Source organism: Desertibacillus haloalkaliphilus (genome assembly GCF_019039105.1).
GTDB lineage: Bacteria > Bacillota > Bacilli > Bacillales > KJ1-10-99 > Desertibacillus > Desertibacillus haloalkaliphilus.
In genome coordinates, this window is the sequence record NZ_JAHPIV010000001.1 from 135,799 (window position 1) to 156,215 (window position 20,417).

18 protein-coding genes and 1 riboswitch are annotated in these 20,417 nt (G+C 40.5%); of the genes, 1 reads left to right on the top strand and 17 read right to left on the bottom strand.

Features of this window, described 5'->3' with window-relative positions:
- Positions 1 to 230 precede the first annotated feature (230 nt).
- The 11 genes from racE to KH400_RS00690 all read right to left on the bottom strand — a co-directional run bounded on the left by racE (position 231) and on the right by KH400_RS00690 (position 12,792).
- A complete protein-coding gene (gene racE, locus KH400_RS00640) occupies positions 231 to 1,028 on the bottom strand; it encodes a glutamate racemase (RefSeq protein ID WP_281418615.1) in 798 nt (265 codons plus the stop codon).
- 599 nt (positions 1,029 to 1,627) lie between these two features.
- A complete protein-coding gene (gene ptsP / locus KH400_RS00645; protein WP_217221247.1) occupies positions 1,628 to 3,343 on the bottom strand; it encodes a phosphoenolpyruvate--protein phosphotransferase in 1,716 nt (571 codons plus the stop codon).
- Positions 3,343 to 3,606, bottom strand: coding sequence for a phosphocarrier protein HPr (locus KH400_RS00650; RefSeq protein WP_217221248.1), 264 nt, complete (start codon positions 3,604 to 3,606; stop codon positions 3,343 to 3,345). The genes ptsP and KH400_RS00650 overlap by 1 nt, the downstream gene beginning before the upstream one ends.
- Positions 3,607 to 3,630: 24 nt before the next feature.
- Positions 3,631 to 5,598: a glucose-specific PTS transporter subunit IIBC gene (gene ptsG / locus KH400_RS00655; protein ID WP_217221249.1), complete on the bottom strand. Its 1,968-nt coding sequence runs from the start codon at positions 5,596 to 5,598 to the stop codon at positions 3,631 to 3,633.
- Between the two features lie 180 nt (positions 5,599 to 5,778).
- Complete coding sequence (gene glcT / locus KH400_RS00660; protein WP_217221250.1) at positions 5,779 to 6,618, bottom strand: glucose PTS transporter transcription antiterminator GlcT; 840 nt, start codon at positions 6,616 to 6,618, stop codon at positions 5,779 to 5,781.
- A gap of 250 nt (positions 6,619 to 6,868) precedes the next feature.
- Entirely contained in the window at positions 6,869 to 7,093 is a 225-nt protein-coding gene (locus KH400_RS00665) for a helix-turn-helix domain-containing protein (RefSeq protein WP_217221251.1), read from the bottom strand.
- Positions 7,094 to 7,271: 178 nt separating this feature from the next.
- The gene (locus KH400_RS00670; RefSeq protein WP_217221254.1) at positions 7,272 to 7,736 is read right to left on the bottom strand and encodes an acyl-CoA thioesterase; all 465 of its coding nucleotides are present in this window, start codon (positions 7,734 to 7,736) and stop codon (positions 7,272 to 7,274) included.
- Between the two features lie 200 nt (positions 7,737 to 7,936).
- Positions 7,937 to 8,692 carry a succinate dehydrogenase iron-sulfur subunit gene (gene sdhB, locus KH400_RS00675; RefSeq protein ID WP_217221255.1) on the bottom strand — a complete coding sequence of 252 codons (756 nt, stop codon included), beginning with the start codon at positions 8,690 to 8,692 and terminating at the stop codon, positions 7,937 to 7,939.
- Entirely contained in the window at positions 8,689 to 10,458 is a 1,770-nt protein-coding gene (gene sdhA, locus KH400_RS00680) for a succinate dehydrogenase flavoprotein subunit (protein ID WP_217221256.1), read from the bottom strand. The genes sdhB and sdhA overlap by 4 nt, the downstream gene beginning before the upstream one ends.
- Positions 10,459 to 10,472: 14 nt before the next feature.
- On the bottom strand, positions 10,473 to 11,102 hold the full coding sequence (locus tag KH400_RS00685; RefSeq protein WP_217221257.1) for a succinate dehydrogenase cytochrome b558 subunit: 630 nt from the start codon (positions 11,100 to 11,102) through the stop codon (positions 10,473 to 10,475).
- Between the two features lie 340 nt (positions 11,103 to 11,442).
- Positions 11,443 to 12,792, bottom strand: a complete 1,350-nt coding sequence (locus KH400_RS00690; protein WP_217221259.1) for a TrkH family potassium uptake protein — start codon at positions 12,790 to 12,792, stop codon at positions 11,443 to 11,445.
- Positions 12,793 to 12,906: 114 nt separating this feature from the next.
- Between KH400_RS00690 and KH400_RS00695 the strand changes: the two genes are divergently transcribed.
- The gene (locus KH400_RS00695; RefSeq protein ID WP_217221260.1) at positions 12,907 to 13,329 is read left to right on the top strand and encodes a YslB family protein; all 423 of its coding nucleotides are present in this window, start codon (positions 12,907 to 12,909) and stop codon (positions 13,327 to 13,329) included.
- A gap of 118 nt (positions 13,330 to 13,447) precedes the next feature.
- Here the strand turns inward: KH400_RS00695 and KH400_RS00700 are convergent, their stop codons facing one another.
- The 6 genes from KH400_RS00700 to KH400_RS00725 form a co-directional block, all read right to left on the bottom strand.
- Positions 13,448 to 14,677, bottom strand: coding sequence for an aspartate kinase (locus KH400_RS00700; RefSeq protein WP_217221262.1), 1,230 nt, complete (start codon positions 14,675 to 14,677; stop codon positions 13,448 to 13,450).
- 345 nt (positions 14,678 to 15,022) lie between these two features.
- Positions 15,023 to 15,209: riboswitch (Lysine riboswitch) on the bottom strand.
- A gap of 94 nt (positions 15,210 to 15,303) precedes the next feature.
- Complete coding sequence (uvrC, locus tag KH400_RS00705; protein WP_217221263.1) at positions 15,304 to 17,076, bottom strand: excinuclease ABC subunit UvrC; 1,773 nt, start codon at positions 17,074 to 17,076, stop codon at positions 15,304 to 15,306.
- A gap of 213 nt (positions 17,077 to 17,289) precedes the next feature.
- Positions 17,290 to 17,604 (bottom strand): thioredoxin, encoded by a 315-nt coding sequence (gene trxA / locus KH400_RS00710; RefSeq protein ID WP_217221264.1) that lies wholly within the window; start codon positions 17,602 to 17,604, stop codon positions 17,290 to 17,292.
- Between the two features lie 208 nt (positions 17,605 to 17,812).
- Entirely contained in the window at positions 17,813 to 18,790 is a 978-nt protein-coding gene (locus KH400_RS00715; RefSeq protein WP_217221266.1) for an electron transfer flavoprotein subunit alpha/FixB family protein, read from the bottom strand.
- Positions 18,791 to 18,805: 15 nt separating this feature from the next.
- Positions 18,806 to 19,576, bottom strand: coding sequence for an electron transfer flavoprotein subunit beta/FixA family protein (locus tag KH400_RS00720; protein WP_217221538.1), 771 nt, complete (start codon positions 19,574 to 19,576; stop codon positions 18,806 to 18,808).
- Positions 19,577 to 19,608: 32 nt separating this feature from the next.
- Positions 19,609 to 20,382: an enoyl-CoA hydratase gene (locus KH400_RS00725; protein WP_217221539.1), complete on the bottom strand. Its 774-nt coding sequence runs from the start codon at positions 20,380 to 20,382 to the stop codon at positions 19,609 to 19,611.
- Between the last annotated feature and the right edge of the window lie 35 nt (positions 20,383 to 20,417).

The window sequence follows — 20,417 nt, forward strand, 5'->3', positions numbered from 1 at the left end:
GTTTTAGACCACCTTGTCTAAAAGATTTTAGAAAAAATTTTTTCATGCCATGAAGTCAAGCAAAAAAAGGAGGGCAGAACACACTCTAAAATCGCTGAACATTAAAAAGCCGACCTAAAAGATTTCACATCTTTTAGCTCAGCTTTGAGCGCTATCAATATATGGAGTGAACAAACGGGACACAATTTCTAACTAGACCAATCATGAACACTAGTGAACCTTTTTCTCGATTATCCTAACTGTATTCGTTCTACATGTTCAATTTCAAAATCTAACCAGTTATTAGCGATCCGTTTAAATCGGTCACCATCACCGGTAGTATAAAACATATGATTTGGTGTTCGTTGCTCCGTATATAAGAGATTTTGATGATAAAGAAGAGCACTTACTTCCCGCGCCGTTTCATCACCTGAACAAATCAACTCTTTCTGTTCACCGACGACTTGTTGAATCACTTCGCCAAGCAATGGGTAATGTGTACAACCGAGTATAAGTGTATCAAATGAACGGTTGATTAGCGGCTTTAATGTCTCTTCAACGACAGCTAGTGCTTCACTTCCATCCAATATCCCTTGCTCAACTAACGGGACAAAACGCGGACACGCTAGAGATTCTATTTCAACATCACTATTTATACTTTTTAACGCTTTTTCATAAGCTTTACTTTCAATCGTCCCTGACGTACCAATGACGGCAACATGATCTCTCTTCGTCATTTTCAAGGCGGTGATCGCTCCTGGATGAACGACACCAACCACTGGAATTGAAAGCTTTTCTTTCACTTCCTCAAGAACAACGGCTGTTGCGGTATTACAAGCAATCACTAGCATTTTGATCCCTTGATCAACTAGCTTCTTAATCATTTGCCACGTAAACTGCCGTACTTCTTCAGCTGGTCGTGGTCCATATGGACATCGTTCCGTATCACCTATATAGATAATTTCTTCTTTTGGTAGTTGCCTTAAAATTTCTTTTGCAACCGTTAATCCACCTACACCTGAATCAATCACACCAATTGGTTTATTCAAACATACTCCCTCAATTTCTAAAAAAATATATAAGACTTTATGCTTGTGCTGCATTCATTTCGTCGTAAAGCAATTCCAAACTGTTTGGTTCATCAGATCTTCATTTGCTATAGATGTCCGAGAACATCGTCTAAATAAGCTTGTCGTTTCTTGATCACTTAATGATCCCTTTTCCTATTTCAAGTAAGTAAATGCGAACACCTAACGATCCTTAGCAACAACATTTTATTTTTCCCATAGGATCGATGAGGTCTGCTGTCGTACTTCATGTAGATCGTTCGTCAATCATAGGTCAGCTTGTTCACGCAGAAATTGCAAGGCATTAAACTGTGGCGGTGTAATCGGATATTGGCTTAAGATATCACGGCCTTTTTTATTTTACATATAAGATATCTTACGTATTGTCACTTCTATGTATGCCACCTGATTACAATCGCTCTTCACCCGCATTCCTCTCCATTCACTTATTTTCGCTGTTTTTTGATTAAAATGCAAGAACATTTGAGAGAAGGCTACGATGGGCCCAAGCCCCCTTAAAGGCAAAAAGAAAAGCACTGAAAACATCAGTACTTTTCTCGGGCCATCAACCTACATCAACCTTATTGATTATAAGTTTCAACCAACTTTTGAACTTCTTCAGACGTACCTGCCATCATTGCTTTTTCAGCTAGTGTAGCAAGGTCTGCTTTTGAAAGCTTACTCATTTGACTTCGTGCCGGTAAAATCGACGTCGCACTCATACTAAATTCATCAAGACCTAGTCCTAAAAGTAGTGGGATCGCGATTTCATCTCCAGCCATTTCACCACACATCCCTGCCCATTTTCCTTCTTTATGAGCAGCATTAATCACCATGTTAATTAAACGTAAGATGGCTGGATGATATGGTTGGTATAAGTAAGAAACGCGTTCATTCATTCGGTCAGCGGCCATGGTATATTGAATTAAGTCATTTGTCCCAATGCTAAAGAAATCAACTTCTTTTGCAAATAAATCAGCTGCAACCGCTGTTGAAGGAATCTCAACCATGATTCCAACTTCAAGCTCATCAGAGACAGAAACCCCTTCTTTTTGCAATTGGCTCTTTTCCGTTTCAAGCATATTTTTTGCTTCACGAAGCTCCTCTAATGAAGCAATCATTGGGAACATAATTTTTAAGTTTCCAAAAGCACTTGCACGTAACAATGCTCGTAGTTGTGTGCGAAAGATTTCTTTTTCTTCTAAGCATAAACGAATCGCACGGAAGCCTAAAAATGGATTTAACTCTTTTGGCAAGTCTAAATATGGCAGTTCCTTATCCCCACCGATATCTAACGTACGGATAACAACTGGCTTGCCTTCCATTTTTTCAACCACTGTTTTGTACGCTTCAAATTGCTCCTCCTCTGATGGAAGGTTATCTCGTCCCATATATAAAAACTCTGTACGGTAAAGACCGATGCCCTCTGCTCCATTATTAAGAACGCCTGTTAAATCATTTGGTGTTCCGATATTTGCAGCAAGCTCCACATGTGCGCCATCTTTTGTCGTCGTCGCTTCATTGACAAGCTTAGCCCACTCTGCCTTCTGCTCCTGATAATCAGCAAGTTTTTGCTTGTATGCTTGTAGCTCGTCTTCAGTTGGGTCGACAATGACCTCACCAGCTAGGCCATCGACAATAATTGTTGTACCTGACGGAATATCTTTTGTGACGGTTTTCGTCCCAACAACAGCTGGAATTTCCATTGAACGTGACATAATCGCTGAGTGTGACGTACGCCCACCAATATCTGTGGCAAACCCTTTAATATACGTTGGGTTTAACTGCGCAGTGTCCGATGGTGTTAAATCCTCAGCAATAATCACTGTTTCTTCATCAATCATGGCTAATGATCTTGTCTCAAGACCTAATAAGTGACCAAGTACTCGCTTTGATACGTCACGAATATCTGCTGCACGTTCCTTCATATATTCATTATCCATGTTCTCAAACATGGAGATAAACATCGAAGAAACCTCATCCAACGCTGATTCAGCATTTACCTGATCATTATTAATCTTATCCTTAACGGCATCGACAAGCTCTGGATCGCTTAATACAAGAAGATGAGCGGCAAAGATTTCTGCTTTGTCTTCCCCTAGCTCTTCTTTTGCCTTATCTTTGATGACGTTTAGCTCACCTTTTGCTTTCTCTAGCGCATCTTCAAATCGTTTGAGTTCAGCGGCAGGATCTTCTACTTTTTTAGAATCAATCGTATATTCAGGTTCTTCAAGCACAAATGCTTTCGCAATTGCAATCCCTGCCGATGCTGCAATCCCTGAAATTTTGTTACTCATTATTCCCCAAGCCCTTCTTTAATGATTTCTTCTAACGCTTGTAGTGCTTCATCCGCATCAGAGCCATCTGCTTTTATCGTAACTGTACCTCCTTGTCCAACGCCTAAAGACATTACGCCCATAATTGATTTTAAGTTCACTGATTTCCCATTGTGCTCAAGAGTAATATCAGATGAAAATTGTCCTGCTTTATTAACTAACTGCGTCGCTGGACGCGCGTGAATTCCTGTTTCTGCTGTAATTTTAAATGTTTTTTCTGCCATGTTAAAAACCACCTTTTTAATGTTTTATTTATGTTGAATAGTAACTATTTCAGATTCACCTAACTCGACAGCACCTTCTTTGTTCACCTTAACCTCTTGGTCTTCATTTAAATTAGTAAAAATGATTGGAGTGACCACTGATGGTGCATGTTCTTTTATATAGTCCAGGTTGATCTTTAATAGTTCCTGTCCACGCTTCACTTCATCACCTTGATTCACCAACGTTTCAAAACCTTCACCATCAAGTTGTACGGTATCAATACCGACGTGAATCAAAATTTCATGTCCGCCCTTTGTTTCAAGGCCTATCGCATGCTTCGTTGGGAAAAGATTAACAACCTTGGCATCCATAGGCGCTATAACAACACCTTTTGTAGGTTCAATCGCGAAGCCATCTCCCATCATCTTAGATGAAAAGACCTCATCCGGCACATCAGCCAAAGGCAACACTTTCCCTTCAAGTGGTGAGATCAGTTGCTCACTATCAAAATCACATGCTTTTGTAGTATGTTCATCCTTCACTGGATCTACTTGTTGTGCATCAATGTTTTTACTGACTTCTTTTCCATTCATGATATCTTTAATTTGCCCTTTTAACGTATCAGATTTGGTACCAAATATCGCTTGAATGTTATTCCCCATTTCAAGCACACCTGAAGCTCCTAGCTTTTTGAGTCGATCCTTATCAACGTCATCTTTTTCTTTAACTGACACACGCAGGCGAGTAATACAGGCATCAAGGTTAGTGATATTTTCCTTCCCACCTAATGCAACTAATACTTGACCTGCTAACTGTTCGTTATTACCTTGATTGGCATCCTTATCGTCTGAATCATCCTCATCAGGTTCACGGCCTGGTGTCGCAAGATCCCATTTTCGAATCGCAAATCGGAATCCAAAGTAATAAATCACAGCAAAGCCAAGGCCGACAGGAATAACCATCCAAGAGTTTGTTGATAGACCCCAATATAGGACGTAGTCAATGAACCCGCCTGAGAAAGTGAACCCAGCCTTAACACCGAGTAAATCCATCACAACGAACGAGAATCCCGCAAACACACAATGGATTAAAAACAAGACCGGTGCAACAAACAAAAACGCAAATTCAATCGGCTCAGTGATCCCTGTCAAGAAGCTTGTAAGGGCTGCTGAAGCCATAATCCCACCGACATATTTTTTATGTTGCGGTTTTGCCTCATGGTAAATGGCAAGTGCAGCTGCTGGTAAACCAAATAACATAAATGGGAATAAACCAGCCATAAATGTACCAGCAGTCGGATCTCCTGCGAAGAATCTCGTCATATCCCCTCGAACGACCTCACCAGCGTCATTGACAAAGCGTCCAAATTCATACCAGAACGGCTGATAGAAAATGTGATGGAGACCGAAAGGGATTAACGCACGCTGTGTAAAACCAAAGATAAACGCTGCCACTGTAGAACCCGTCTCTGTCGCTAGGACAGAGAACCAATCGATGACTTCTTGGATAGGTGGCCAAACAAATACGAAAATGATACCTAATAATACAGATGTTGCCGCTGTAATGATTGGAACAAAACGCTTACCAGCAAAGAACCCTAAAAATGGCGGTAACTCAATATTATAAAAACGTTTGTATAAAGCAGCAGCGACAAGACCAATAATGATCCCGCCAAATACCCCCATCTGGATCGTTTCAATCCCGAGGACGACTTCGGTTTCCGCACCCATATAATTAGCCATAATGCCTAATGTCGAGTTCATCACTAGATAACCGATCACAGCTGCTAAACCTGCAACTCCATCACCATCAGCAAGGCCAATAGCGACACCTATCGCAAATAGTAAAGCCAAGTTACTAAAAATAACATCACCGGCATTAGCCAAAACGGGAATGTCAAAGACATTTTCATGGCCAAGTCCAAGTAATAGCCCGGCAGCTGGTAAGACCGAAACTGGTGTCATGAGCGCACGGCCGACACGTTGTAAAATTCCAAATGCCTTTTTAAACATATCGTTCCTCCTTTAAATTAAAATAAGCAAACAAAAAAGACATAAGTAAGATGAATATACGAATACAAAGTAACTGGGATCTTATCGTTAAGTTGCCCAATTCTTTGCTCATATACACGGTCTTTACTTATGCCTGATCGTATCAGTAACACGTAAATGAATGTACTTGCTTCTATTTAATTATTTAGAGGAAAGCCTTTGCAAGTGCAGTGTTAAATAAACCGCTTCTGCCTCGGCTACAGGTAATTTTAATTGCTTTTGGATAATTTTGATCAACTGCCAAGACAGATTATAGCACAATGGATAATCGTCTTTCAACACTTGAATTAATCTCTCATTCCCCTCGGTTACTTCTCCTTTTAATGCACGCTCAATCACTTGCTGGAGGTGGCTTACAAGCCGTGAATATGTGATCGAATTGGGCTCAATACGAAGATCTAACTTCTCCTCAATTAGCGACACTAGTGCTGTAAGTAATTCGGAATGGCTTCGTATCTCCGATAAGCTTCGATTTGAAATCGCACTATGAATATGGAGTGCCACAAATCCAATCTCTCCTTCAGGTAAACTCGTTGCCATTGTTTGATTAACCAAATCAACAACATCTCTGGCTAAAGCAAATTCCTCTGGATATAACAGTTCTGTTTCCTGTAAAAAAGGATTTTCGATATCAATCCCATTTTCTAAGCGTCGAATCGCAAAAGAGAGATGGTCAGTTAAAGCAATATGAACACGCTCATTTAACGGTTGATCTAGACGCTTTCTAACGATTTGAAGCGCATCATGAACAGTTGCAACAAGCGTTTCATCGACGTCAGATAGTAGCTGCTTGTATTCTTCCTGTTCCTGTTGATTAGCTAACAGAAATAATTTATCAACTTGATCATTCGCGATCGTGTCCCCACGCTTTTTGCCAAATCCAATGCCTTTCCCAATGACAATAACTTCAGCTGCATTCTCCGCCTCAGCGATGATCACATTGTTATTTAGTACTTTTACAACTGTAAATGGCCTACTCATGGCAGTTTATCCTTTCTTTTTCCTACACTGATAACAACCTACGTTATGTATTTTACCGAACGTATTTTTAACCGTCAAACAAAGACTGTCGCAGTCTGACATGTTTCGACAAATCCGAAGGCACTCACATCATGTTTCCTTAAATCCTTTAGTTGCATTGCTTTTTATTCTCCAACGTACCTATATGCTACGTCCCGACACTACGACCGGGACGCAAAAAAATCGGCTTTCAATAAGAAAGCCGACATGACTAAATTTCAATTTCCCCTAACCTAATTAACTCAATGACCGCCTGGGAGCGCCCCTTAACTCCAAGCTTTTGCATCGTATTAGAGATGTGATTACGCACAGTTTTCTCACTGATAAACAGTTGTTGCGCAATCTCCTTTGTCGTCTGATCTTGAACAAGTAGCTCGAATACTTCTCGTTCCCTTTTTGTCAGTAAAGGTTTTGGTCCGTATTCTGATCCTTTCAATGCATTCACCCCTTCTTGCCGGGCTGAGAGCTAGAGACTGATTCACCCCAACGCTTTCAACAAAATTGAAAGCATCGCCCCATTGAAAGAAGGTATTTAGTCACCATATAGTATGTAGTCATAAAAGCGCTTGTGACTTCATAAACATATCTATTTTAAAATGCAACACTTAGGTCGACTATTTACTGGCAATGCTTTCTCCTGTGAGCGCCACTTTAACGGCATCATCCCATGCAATTGAACGATTTGTTTGTTTGGAAACTTGGACGATTCTTCCTCTTCCAGTAAAACAAACATCACCTTCTTCATTTTTCGCCATATAGTGAATGTCAGCAGACGTTCGTCCAATCGTAGCGACCTTCACATAGATGTCTAACTTCTCATCAAAAAACACTTGTTTTAAATAGTCACATTGCAAATCACCGGTCACAAGGATCGACTCACTCTCTTGCCGCATCCAGCGTTCCATCAAACCTAATGTCTTCAAGAACTCAATTCTCGCTTCTTCAAAATAGACAAAAACATTCGTGTTATTCAGGTGACCAAATGCATCTGTTTCTGAAAATCGAACAGTTATCGAATGGTGATATGAAAATGAATCTACCCAGTCACTAAAATTTTCGATGTATGGAATTGTTGGCATTTGAACGCCCTCCTTATCTATCTACCTTTGTCTATCAATTCTTCCCGTTTCTACTAAAACTAAACCAATACCGTGAAAGCCCATTAAAGCGGTGTGAGTAAGTGATCTTCTCTGACTTCCCTTCCTCGGTTACGCCCCCTCTTATCTACAGCAAAACAAAAGAGAAGGCAACCTCAAGTGCCTTCTCTTCCTCACTTCTATTAAGCATAGCTTCCAAAGAAGTTTTTAAATGATTGTAACGTTGTTGAGCGGTTTAATGCTGAAATTGATGTTGTTAATGGAATTCCTTTTGGACAAGACTGAACACAGTTTTGCGAGTTACCACAGTTCGCAAGTCCACCGTCACCCATAATTGTCTCAAGTCGTTCTTCTTTGTTCATCTCACCTGTTGGGTGTGCATTAAACAAACGAACTTGAGATAATGGTGCTGGACCGATAAATTCAGACTTATCATTAACATTTGGACATGCTTCCAAACATACACCACATGTCATACATTTTGATAATTCATATGCCCATTGACGCTTTGTTTCTGCCATACGTGGCCCAGGACCTAAATCATATGTTCCGTCAATTGGAATCCATGCTTTAACTTTCTTAAGCGAATCAAACATACGTTGACGGTCAATCATCAAATCACGAACGACCGGGAATGTTTTCATCGGTTCTAGGCGAATTGGCTGTTCTAATTGATCAACAAGCGCTGTACATGACTGACGCGGCTTACCATTGATAACCATTGAACATGCACCACATACTTCTTCTAGACAGTTCATATCCCATGTAACTGGTGTTGTTTTTTCACCTTTTGCATTAATAGGATTACGACGAATCTCCATTAATGCTGAAATGACATTCATATTGTTTCGATATGGAATATGAAACTCCTCTTGATACGGGCTACTATTGGCATCATCTTGACGGGTAATAATAAAACGAACTACATTTTCGCTCATGACTTACCAGCTCCTTGCTTTTTTTGGGAGTAGTCGCGTTTACGAGGCTTGATTAGCGACACATCAACATCTTCATATTCGAACTCTGGTGCATTTGTATTCGGGTTAAATTTCGCTTTTGTTGTCTTTAACCATTCTTCATCATTACGATCCGGGAATTCAGGCTTGTAGTGTGCACCACGGCTTTCATTTCGGTTATATGCACCTAACGTAACCACGCGTGCCATGTGAAGCATTCCCTCAAGCTGACGTGTAAATGAAGCCCCTTGGTTGCTCCATTTTGCCGTATCAGTAATGCTGATATTTTCATAGCGTTCCATTAATTCTTGGATCTTGTTATCTGTTTCTAGAAGCTTTTTATTTTCACGTACAACCGTAACGTTATCTGTCATCCATTCGCCTAGTTCTTTGTGAAGGACGTAAGCATTTTCAGTACCGTCCATTGACATAATCTTATCAAACTTCTCTTGTTCCTTCTTCACTTGATTTTCAAAGACAGAAGAAGGTAGAGAATCTGTTGATTTCTCAAGGCCATTAATATAATTAACTGCATTTGGACCTGCAACCATACCACCATAAATCGCTGATAGTAACGAGTTTGCACCAAGTCGATTCGCACCGTGCTGAGAATAATCACATTCTCCGGCAGCAAATAAACCTGGAATGTTTGTCATTTGGTTAAAGTCAATCCACATACCACCCATAGAATAGTGAACGGCAGGGAAAATCTTCATCGGCACTTTACGCGGATCATCACCCATGAATTTTTCATAGATTTCAATAATACCGCCAAGCTTAATATCAAGTTCTTTAGGGTCTTTATGTGATAGGTCAAGATAAACCATGTTTTCGCCGTTGATTCCAAGCTTCTGATCGACACAGACACTAAAGATTTCACGTGTAGCAATATCACGTGGAACAAGGTTACCATAGGCAGGGTACTTTTCTTCAAGGAAGTACCATGGCTTACCGTCCTTATACGTCCATACTCGTCCACCTTCACCACGAGCTGACTCACTCATAAGGCGTAACTTGTCATCTCCAGGAATCGCTGTTGGGTGAATTTGAATAAACTCACCATTTGCATAATATACACCTTGTTGATAAAGGCTTGATGCCGCAAATCCTGTGTTAATAACCGAGTTTGTTGACTTACCAAAGATAATCCCTGGTCCACCTGTGGCCATAATAACAGCATCCGCAGGGAACTCTTTAATTTCCATTGTTCGTAAGTCTTGTGCTGTTACACCACGACAATTCCCTTCATCATCTAAAATTGCCGACAGGAATTCCCATCCTTCATATTTGTTAACAAGGCCAGACGTCTCATGACGGCGCACTTGCTCATCTAATGCATATAATAATTGTTGTCCTGTTGTTGCACCAGCAAACGCTGTACGGTGATGCTGCGTTCCACCGAAACGACGGAAATCTAGTAACCCTTCTGCGGTACGGTTGAACATAACTCCCATACGGTCCATTAAGTGAATAATACCAGGTGCAGCCTCACACATCGCTTTAACAGGCGGTTGGTTTGCAAGGAAGTCGCCCCCATAAACCGTATCATCAAAGTGCTCCCATGGTGAATCCCCTTCACCTTTCGTATTTACAGCACCGTTCATACCGCCTTGTGCGCACACAGAGTGAGAACGTTTCACTGGTACTAATGATAATAGGTCGACTGGCACGCCTTTTTCTGCCGCTTTGATCGTTGCCATTAGACCCGCTAATCCACCACCGACAACTACAATTTTACCTTTACTCATTTGTGACTCACTCCTTAAATATTGGCTAGATCTGGATTAATAAATGCTAAAATCGCTCGAATACCGATAAATGTTAATACGACAAAGATACCTAATGTCACGTATGTAGCAATTTGTTGTGAACGTGGAGTAACTGTAATCCCCCAAGAAACGGCAAATGACCATAACCCATTTGCAAAGTGGAATGTTGTTGATACAACACCAACAATATAGAAAACTAGCATAAATGGACTACTTAAAATATCGGCCATCATATTATAATCTACATGCACGCCGAGTGCTGCTTGAATACGAGTTTCCCAAACATGCCAAACAACGAAGATTAACGTGATAACCCCAGTAACACGCTGTAATAAGAACATCCAGTTACGGAAATATCCGTACTTGCTCGTATTGTTTCTCGCTTGAAAAGCGATATATAGACCATAGATTGCATGGTAAAGTAATGGAATAAAAATAAGAAAAATCTCTAGAAAATAGCGAAATGGTAGATTCTCCATAAATTGTGCAGCTTGGTTAAATGCACTTGCTCCCCCTGTAGCAAAATGGTTAATAACCAAATGCTGAACCAAGAAGAGTCCTACTGGAATGACTCCTAACAAGGAGTGAAGTCTTCGGTTCATAAACTCTCGATTTGCGGCCATGCCATTGTTCCCCCCATTTTTAATTTTAAATTTTAAACTCCTATTTGCACGATATTCTCTATATTTCTCTTTTTCTTATCATTCAAAACCTCCCCCACTCCAATTGTCTAACACTCTCTTACTCTACTAACTTATTTTTGAAACTTTTGTGAAAGTTTCTGTGAATAAAATCCGACAATTTTATTGTACTCTCATCCTCATATATCGTCAAGAAAACGGATACAGGATAAATTCAAAAAATTCTAATCGGTTGCTTACTGCTATGCGATTTAAAAAAATTTATTTTTTTGTCAATTGGGGGCGAAAACTGTAAGACACATCGCCCCCCTTGATACATTTCTTATCCAATAATGATCCGCTCAGTCGGATACTTAAAGTAGCTCTTCTGCTCACGACGTCGAACAGAAAATAGAAAGACAAGTAAACCAATTCGTCCGATAAACATCAGCACCATTAATACGACTTTACTTGGCCAACTTAAGTCCGCTGTAACCCCTGTTGATAAACCACACGTTCCAAAGGCTGAACTCGCCTCAAAAATGATCGCAATCAGTTCAATGTTATTACCACTTTCAAATGCAGCGATTAACATCACAGCAACAAAGAGCATCATTGTGAATACGGATAGAACGATAAATGCTTTCTGCTTATCCTCAGGATGAATTTCTCGTCCAAACACCTTGACATCGCTTTTTCCAAGTGCAAAACTGCGGATTGTCAAGAACATGATCGCGAGCGTCGTTGTACGAATACCACCGCCAACACTAGAAGGACTTGCACCGATAATCATCAGTCCTGAAATAAACAGCAACGTAGCTATACTTAACTCAGATACGTCCATCGTTGCTAACCCACCACTTCTTGAAGTTGCAGAATTAAACAATGAATAAAAAAGCTGTTGATGCCACTCTAGACCGACATAAAAGTGCCCTCGCTCAAGGAGCCAGATGCCAATGACCCCGATTAAAAAAACAACAAAATACGTAATTGTCGTGATTTTCGTAAATAAACTAAATTTAAAATGCGGGTCACGTCTTGAAAAGTATTCCTTGACTTCAACTAATACCGGGAAACCAATCGCACCGGCAAAGATTAATAAAATCGTTACAAGTTGAACGTAGTAATCATTGGCAAACGGAATCAGTGACTCACCAGTTATGTCAAATCCTGCATTCGTAAATGCACTTAACGCCGCAAAAGCTCCTTGGTAGTATGCTTCAAGTGTCGTATCAAAATAACGGAGGTAATACGTGCCTAAAATAAACGCACCGATTATTTCGATGATCAATGCAACGACTAAAATGCCACGCATTAAATTCACTAACCCTGAAAATGTATTTTGGTTGTGATCGACCATGATCAACATCCGCTGCGATAAGACGATTTTCCTACGAAACAACATCCAAACAAAGGTCCCTAATGTCATAATCCCGATACCACCGAGTTGAACCGCAAGGGCCAAAAAGACAATACCGGTAAAGCTGTACGTCTCTGATACATTTACGACCGTTAAACCAGTTACACTGACCGCACTTACTGACGTAAACAATGCTTCTGAAAACGACAACTGGACACCCTCTTGATGGGATATTGGTAAATAAAGCAAAATACTAAAAAGAATCATCGCAGCAATATACGAGATCATAATAATTCTAAAGGGAGTTAACAGATGTTTAAATGCAAGCTTCATTTTATGTACCTCCACTCTCATTCGGGCTATAGTATATCACTTCTCAACACTCGAAGCTATAGAGAAAAGAAGGAGGTCGTTATATAATAGAATGGACAGAGAGGAGTATACATAATGAGTAAACACACCCCCCTAGACAAAAACGTTAAACGAGAAGCTTCAAGCTTTGGCTACCAACTCTTGCGAGCAGATGTATTAGCCAACCTACTTGGAAAAGAACAAGAACAAATCCTTTATTGGGCTGGTAAATCACTAGCTCGAAAATATAAGCTTTCATCCATTGATGAGGTTATTGTTTTTTTTAACCAGGCTGATTGGGGAACGCTAGCAGTCATCAAAGAAAAGAAAACGGAAATGATGTTTCAATTAACGGATCACCTCTATGATGAAAGCCACCCATATTCTGTCCAGTTAGAAGCTGGATTTCTCGCTGAGCAAATTCAACAGATCAAATCACGTATTGCTGAAACGACGGTCAAACAAAAGAAAGCTACATTTGTATTTACCGTCCAATGGGATCATAAAGATGAGGTTTAAATCATCCCGAACTGAACGTATATTATTCTGTCTGATCGAGCTTTGAAGCAATAAAGCTACATGTCTTACGATGAATTCTTATCTTTCATCGTAAGACATAGCATACGAATCTATAGTCCTATATGCTCAGCACTTCTTCAGCTAGTTGAAATTCCTCATGTAGTGCTTCAACAGCCTTAACCATGACAGCTTCTTCAATGACTGTTGACACTTTAATCTCAGATGTACTAACCATTTTTACTTTCACATCTTCTTTTGCAAGTAATTGGAACATTCTTGCCGCCACTCCAGGGTTTGAAACCATGCCAGATCCGACAATCGATACTTTTGCTAAATTCTGTTCGCAATCAACAGCTTCAAAGTGCAAACGATGTTTGTTTTCTTCTAAAACCGCTACTGTTTCTTGACGAATATCATCGCTGATTGAAAATGAGATCGTTGTTGTTTCTTTTCCAGTTTCATTTTGAATAATAATATCTACATTAATTCCATGTTCCGAGAGAATCGTAAATAAGCTTGGTAACGTAGCCAGGTCATTAGGCAACCCAGACACTGTTACTTTTGTGACATCACTTTCAAATGCAATCCCTCGTACAACCAAATCTTTTTCCATTGACACTTCCTCCTCAATTACTGTCCCTTCTTCTTCTACCATGCTTGATGCAACCATCAATTTGACTTTATGGTTTTTTGCAAATTCAACGGCACGTGGGTGCAGGACTCCCGCCCCTAAATTAGCCATTTCCAACATTTCATCATAAGAAATTGATGCTAATTTTCTAGCTTTGCTCACATACCTCGGATCAGTGGTATAAACACCCGTCACATCTGTAAAAATATCACAGCGCTCCGCTGACACAGCAGCCGCAAGTGCAACAGCTGTCGTGTCCGATCCACCACGACCAAGTGTTGTGATCTCCTCACCCTCACTTACTCCTTGAAAGCCAGCAACAATCACAATCATTCCATCCTCTAGGTAGCTATTGATTCTCTCAACATCAATGCCGGTAATTCTAGCGTTACCATGTGCTTGTTCGGTCTGAATCCCTGCTTGCCAGCCTGTCAAAGAGACTGCTCGATACCCGCGTTCTTGCAAAGCCATCGTTAATAAGGAGATCGATACTTGTTCACCTGTCGATAGCAACATATCCATCTCACGCTTGCTCGGTTGAGCAGTGACTTCGCCGACTAAGCTGACGAGTTCATCCGTTGTTTTCCCCATCGCCGAAACGACCGTTACAACTTGATTTCCTTGTTCAACCGATGAAATGATTCGATCAGCCACATGTTTGATCCGCTCTGTTGATCCAACTGATGTTCCTCCATATTTTTGTACGACTAATGCCATATTGCTCATCCTCTCCTATGTAAAAAACTTAACTTTAAAGAACTTACCCGCAAACACATATCAAGAAATAACTTCTCTTACTTCAAATAGTTCACTAAATATTCAATCAAGTGAGGCATAAGGAAGCTACTTTCCCTCTATTCCTTCATCGCTAGCGCTCTCCGGGGTTCCCTTTTCCACCCTTGAACCAACTTCTCCTCACCAGTGTATCTCCCGCATACTCCAATCTAAGGCGGTGCGAGTAAGCCTTCTTTACCACAACACCAAAAAAGCAACAGTAGGAACGCCCTCACTGTTGCTTGGTATACAAAAAAGTCGGTATCTCCACACTTCGTCCCCTGCATCTCGTGAGATAGTTCTCCACACAACCTTTGGGTTGGTTGCGTGACAGCCTTGTACCTATTCAATACAAGTCCAGCAAAAAGATTGTTGAGGCTCTTTTCACTTCGGCGAATTCCCCTTTCAGCAATGATCATCGGATCTCAACATCCTCGCTTTGCCTACTAATGGTTTTCGCTCCTCTACCATCACTTCTTCTATGAAGTGTGGCTTTTTTTAATTTTTTTATCAACTTTAATCGTTAGTTGTTATTTTAGCAAAACAACAATTGAAAATCAACGAGAAATTCAACTATTTTTCAAATGGTCAACAAGCGCTTCGGCTACAGGTGCTGGAACATTTAACTGACGGAAATCTTCAACACTTGCTTCCTTCATTTTTTTCAATGAGCCAAAGTGCTTTAACAACCGTTGTTTTCGTTTTTCACCGATGCCAGGCACATCATCTAAAATCGATGAAAACATCGATTTCCCACGTGCTTGTCGATGAAAATTGATCGCAAACCTGTGGACTTCATCCTGTATTCTTTGTAAGAGGTAAAATTCATGACTATCCCGTTTTAATGGGATTACCTCGGGCGGGTCTCCCATCAATAGCTGTGACGTCCGGTGTTTATCATCTTTAGCTAAACCACATACAGGGATCGATAACCCTAGTTCATCTTCAAGCACACTTTGCGCAGCTGAAATTTGTCCTTTACCACCATCGATCACTAACAAATCAGGCAATGGTCCATCTTCCTTTAATAGACGAAGGTAGCGCCGACGAACAACCTCACGCATCGAACCGTAATCATCAGGCCCTTCAATCCCTTTTAACTTATACTTACGGTAATCCTTCTTACTCGGTTTACCATCTAAAAACGTAATCATGGCAGACACAGGATCAGTCCCTTGAATGTTAGAGTTGTCAAATGCCTCGATCCGATACGGTGTACTGATTCCCAGTGCCTCCCCTAAATTTTCAATGGCTTTAATCGTGCGTTCCTCATCCCGTTCAATTAATGAGAACTTTTCCTTTAACGCCATTTCAGCATTTTTGGTCGCAAGGTCCACTAATTCTTTTTTCTTACCACGTTTCGGTTCAAATACTTTTACCTCGAGCAATTGAGCAACAAGCTCTTGATCCGTACCGCTTGGTACGAGGATCTCCTTTGGCTTCATATGTTCCTTTTTTAAATAAAATTGTCCGATATACGTTAAAAAGTCTTCTGAAGCTTCACCGTAAAATGGAAAAATGGATACATCTCGTTCAATCAGTTTTCCTTGGCGAATGAAAAAGACTTGTACACACATCCACCCTTTATCATATGAGTACGCAAAAACATCACGGTCGATCTGGTCAGAGATCGTCATTTTCTGCTTTTCCATGACAGCTTCAATGTGCTTAATCAAGTCACGAAATTCCTTCGCCCGTTCAAAGTCTAATTGTTCAGAAGCGCTATTCATCTTTTCCGTTAATTCTTGCTTCACTTGCTGATGACCATTATTTAAAAAACGAACAATGTCAGCGACAAGTTCTTTATTTTTTTCATCACTTACTTCATACACACATGGAGCTAAACATTGATTGATATGGTAGTATAAGCAAACCCGATCAGGTAATGTCCGACACTTTCTTAGGGGGTAGAGACGATCTAACAATTTTTTTGTTTCATTCGCCGCACTCGCATTCGGAAAAGGACCAAAGTATTTTCCTTGATCCTTTTTTACTTTTCGAGTTGTGATCAAGCGCGGATGTTCTTCCGCGGTAATCTTTAAATACGGATATGATTTATCATCCTTTAACATAACATTGTATTTCGGATCGTATTTTTTAATTAGGTTCATTTCAAGGATAAGCGCTTCGATATTCGAAGAGGTAATTATATATTCAAAATCAGTGATTTCACTCACTAACCGCTGTGTTTTCCCATCATGGGAACCAGTAAAATAAGATCGAACGCGGTTTTTTAAAATTTTTGCTTTTCCGACATAAATGACCGTTCCTTGCCTGTCTTTCATTAAATAACAGCCAGGCTGCTCAGGTAAAACAGCGAGCTTTTCTTTAAGGTTATCCATCCTCCTCACTCCTTGCTACTATTGTTACCAAAAATCACGTTTTTTTCAACCGCTCTCGAGCCGCCTTCTTCTCATTTAGATTTTTTCCAGTATCCTTCACGCAAAGGCCGGACGAGTAAGCTATTACTTTTCCTTGTCTCCTTGCTGCGCACTCTGCACCCCTTCAATTAAAAAAGCCTGATCCGTAATACGAATCAGGCTTTTTATTGGCTCTTATAGGTGCTTATTAAGAAGCTCAGCTAGTGCATCTTTTGGTTGGAAGCCTACCACTTGCTCGACAACTTCACCATCTTTAAAGACCATTAATGTAGGGATACTCATGACTCCATGCTTGCTAGCTGTTTCTTGGTTTTCATCAACATCAAGCTTCGCAATTTTCACTTTATCTCCCATTTCTGCATCTAGCTCTTCAAGAACCGGTGCAATCATTTTACAAGGCCCACACCAAGGTGCCCAAAAGTCAGCTAGGACTACTCCTTCACTTGTTTCGCTTGCAAAATTTTGATCCGTAACGTTTACAATCGCCATGTTCGTAACGTCCTCCTTATTTATCGTGCTAATCACTTATTCAAACAAATTATACCATCCGTCGTACTCACACGCTATAAATATGCTTACAGAATTTATATTACCCAATCGTGTTATGTTTGAAACCACTTTTTCCTGCAAACAATAATAGAAAATAATAAATATACGTGAAAAGCTGCCCTTTGAAGGACAGCTTTTCACGTATGTTTTATGATTCAACTAAAACGTTTTTCAATTCTTCTGTAAGTAATGGAACAACCTCAAATAAGTCAGCAACAATTCCATAGTCTGCGACTTCAAAGATCGGTGCTTCTGGATCTTTATTGATGGCTACAATTACTTTTGAGTTAGACATCCCTGCTAAATGCTGAATCGCACCAGAGATACCAATCGCAAAGTAAAGGTCAGGTGTTACAACTTTCCCTGTTTGACCAATTTGTAAGGAGTAATCACAATATTCAGCATCACACGCTCCACGAGATGCACCAACTGCTGCTCCAAGGACATTCGCAAGCTCATCTAATGACTTAAAGCCTTCTTCACTTTTCACACCGCGTCCACCTGCAACAACAATTTTAGCTTCTGAGAGATCAACCCCGCCAGTTGACTTGCGCACGATATCCTTAATTTGTGTTCGCAAATCAGTTAATTCTACATCAAGCCCAGCTACATTTCCGCTTCGTGACTCATCAACCTCAAGTGGCTCGATGTTGTTTGGACGAATCGTTGCAAAAATAATTCCCTCTTCAATTGCTTTCTTTTCAAAAGCTTTACCTGAATAAATTGGACGCGTGAAAACAACATCACCGCCATCGACTTCAATGGCAACCGCATCAGAAATTAAACCTGAGCCTAATTTTGTCGCGACACGTGGCGAAAGATCTTTTCCTGCCGATGTATGTCCCATCACAATTCCTTCTGGACTCTCCGCATCAACCACTTGTAAGAACGCCTGTAAGTAAGCATCTGTCGTATATTCTTTCAATTCAGGACGTTCTACCGTAACGACACGGTCAGCTCCATACTGAATTAATTTATTACCCAAATCACTTACACTTTCACCAAATAACGCTGCAACAACTTCACCACCGTCGGCAACTTGTTTTCCTGCTGCAATCGCTTCAAATGTTACATTACGTAATTCTCCATCACGAGCTTCACCTAATACAACTACTTTTCTAGACATATTGATTTCCCCCCATTAAAGAACTTTAGCTTCTGATTTTAGTAACGATACTAACTCTTTGACTTGATCTCCAACTTCACCTTCAAGAACTTTCCCCGCTTCTTTAGCAGGTGGTAGGAACACTTCGATAGTTTTTGTTTTTGCTTCTACATCCTCTTCTTCTAAATCTAAATCATCTAAGTCTAATGTATCTAATGGCTTCTTCTTAGCCTTCATGATCCCTGGTAACGATGGATAACGTGGTTCATTTAACCCTTGCTGCGCTGTCACAAGAACCGGAAGAGACACTTCAACAGTTTCTTGGTCCCCTTCAACATCACGCTCGATTGTTGCAGTTTGCCCTTCAATATCTAACTTTGTAATCGTTGTCACTTGTGGAATGTTTAATTCCTCAGCAACACGTGGGCCAACTTGTCCAGATCCACCATCAACGGCGACGTTACCGCCTAAAATGATGTCATAGTCTTGATCTTTTAAATATGTCGCAAGCAATGTAGCCGTCGTAAATTGATCAAGTTCATCAACATCTTCTGTGTCAATTAACACTGCCTTATCTGCACCCATGGCTAATGCTGTACGTAATTCCTTTTCAGCATCCTCTTCACCAACAGTTACGACTGTCACTTCTCCTTCGTGCTCATCACGTAACGTAATTGCTTCCTCAATCGCATACTCATCATATGGGTTAATAATAAATTCTGCGCCCCCATCATCAATTGCTCCATTACTAATTGTAATTTTTTCCTCTGTATCAAATGTACGTTTCATAATTACAAAAATGTTCATCATATTCCCTCCCTAGGTAAAATAAAATCGGTTTATTTATTTTTAAACGCTGGCTTTCGTTTTTCTATAAATGCGTATATCCCTTCTTGGCCATCTTCAGATTCAAACGCTTCCCCAAACAGCTCCGCTTCTTTTGCCACTCCTTTTTCAAAGTTTTGATCTTTGGCATAAGTAAGTAGTTCGAGTGCGAATTTAATCGAGACCGCACTCTTTTGCGCGATTTTCTCCGCTAGTTTCAAGGCTTCCTCGTTGAGCGCTTGCTCAGAATGAATGCAATTAATAAGGCCGAGTGACAATGCTTCCTTGCCTGTGATCGGCTCACTAGTTAAAATCATTTCTGCTGCTTTCGCTGTTCCTACTAAACGTGGAAGGCGTTGACTACCTGCAAATCCAGGAATTAAACCTAATTGTAGCTCCGGTAATCCAAGCTTCACATCTTCCGTTGCTAGTCGAATATGACATGCCATCGCAAGCTCTAATCCTCCGCCTAATGCAGCACCGTGAATCGCGGCAATGACAGGCTTTGAAAACTGCTCAATTCGATCAAATAGTTGCTGCCCCTTTTTAGCAAGCTCAGTGAACTCAGCGCCACTTTTAACAGTAGTAAACTCTTTAATATCTGCTCCAGCCGCAAAAAAACGACCTTCACCATTGAGAACCACTACTTTAATATCCGTGTCCTGCTCAACCTCATCAAGTGCCGCAGATAAATCGTTTAAAACGGCACCCGAAAGCGCATTTGCAGGTGGACGATTCAGTGTAACAATAGCGATATGATTCTCTTTTTTTAGAAGTAGATTCTCCATCACTTTCTCACTCCTCCCAGTCCAAGAATGAAGAT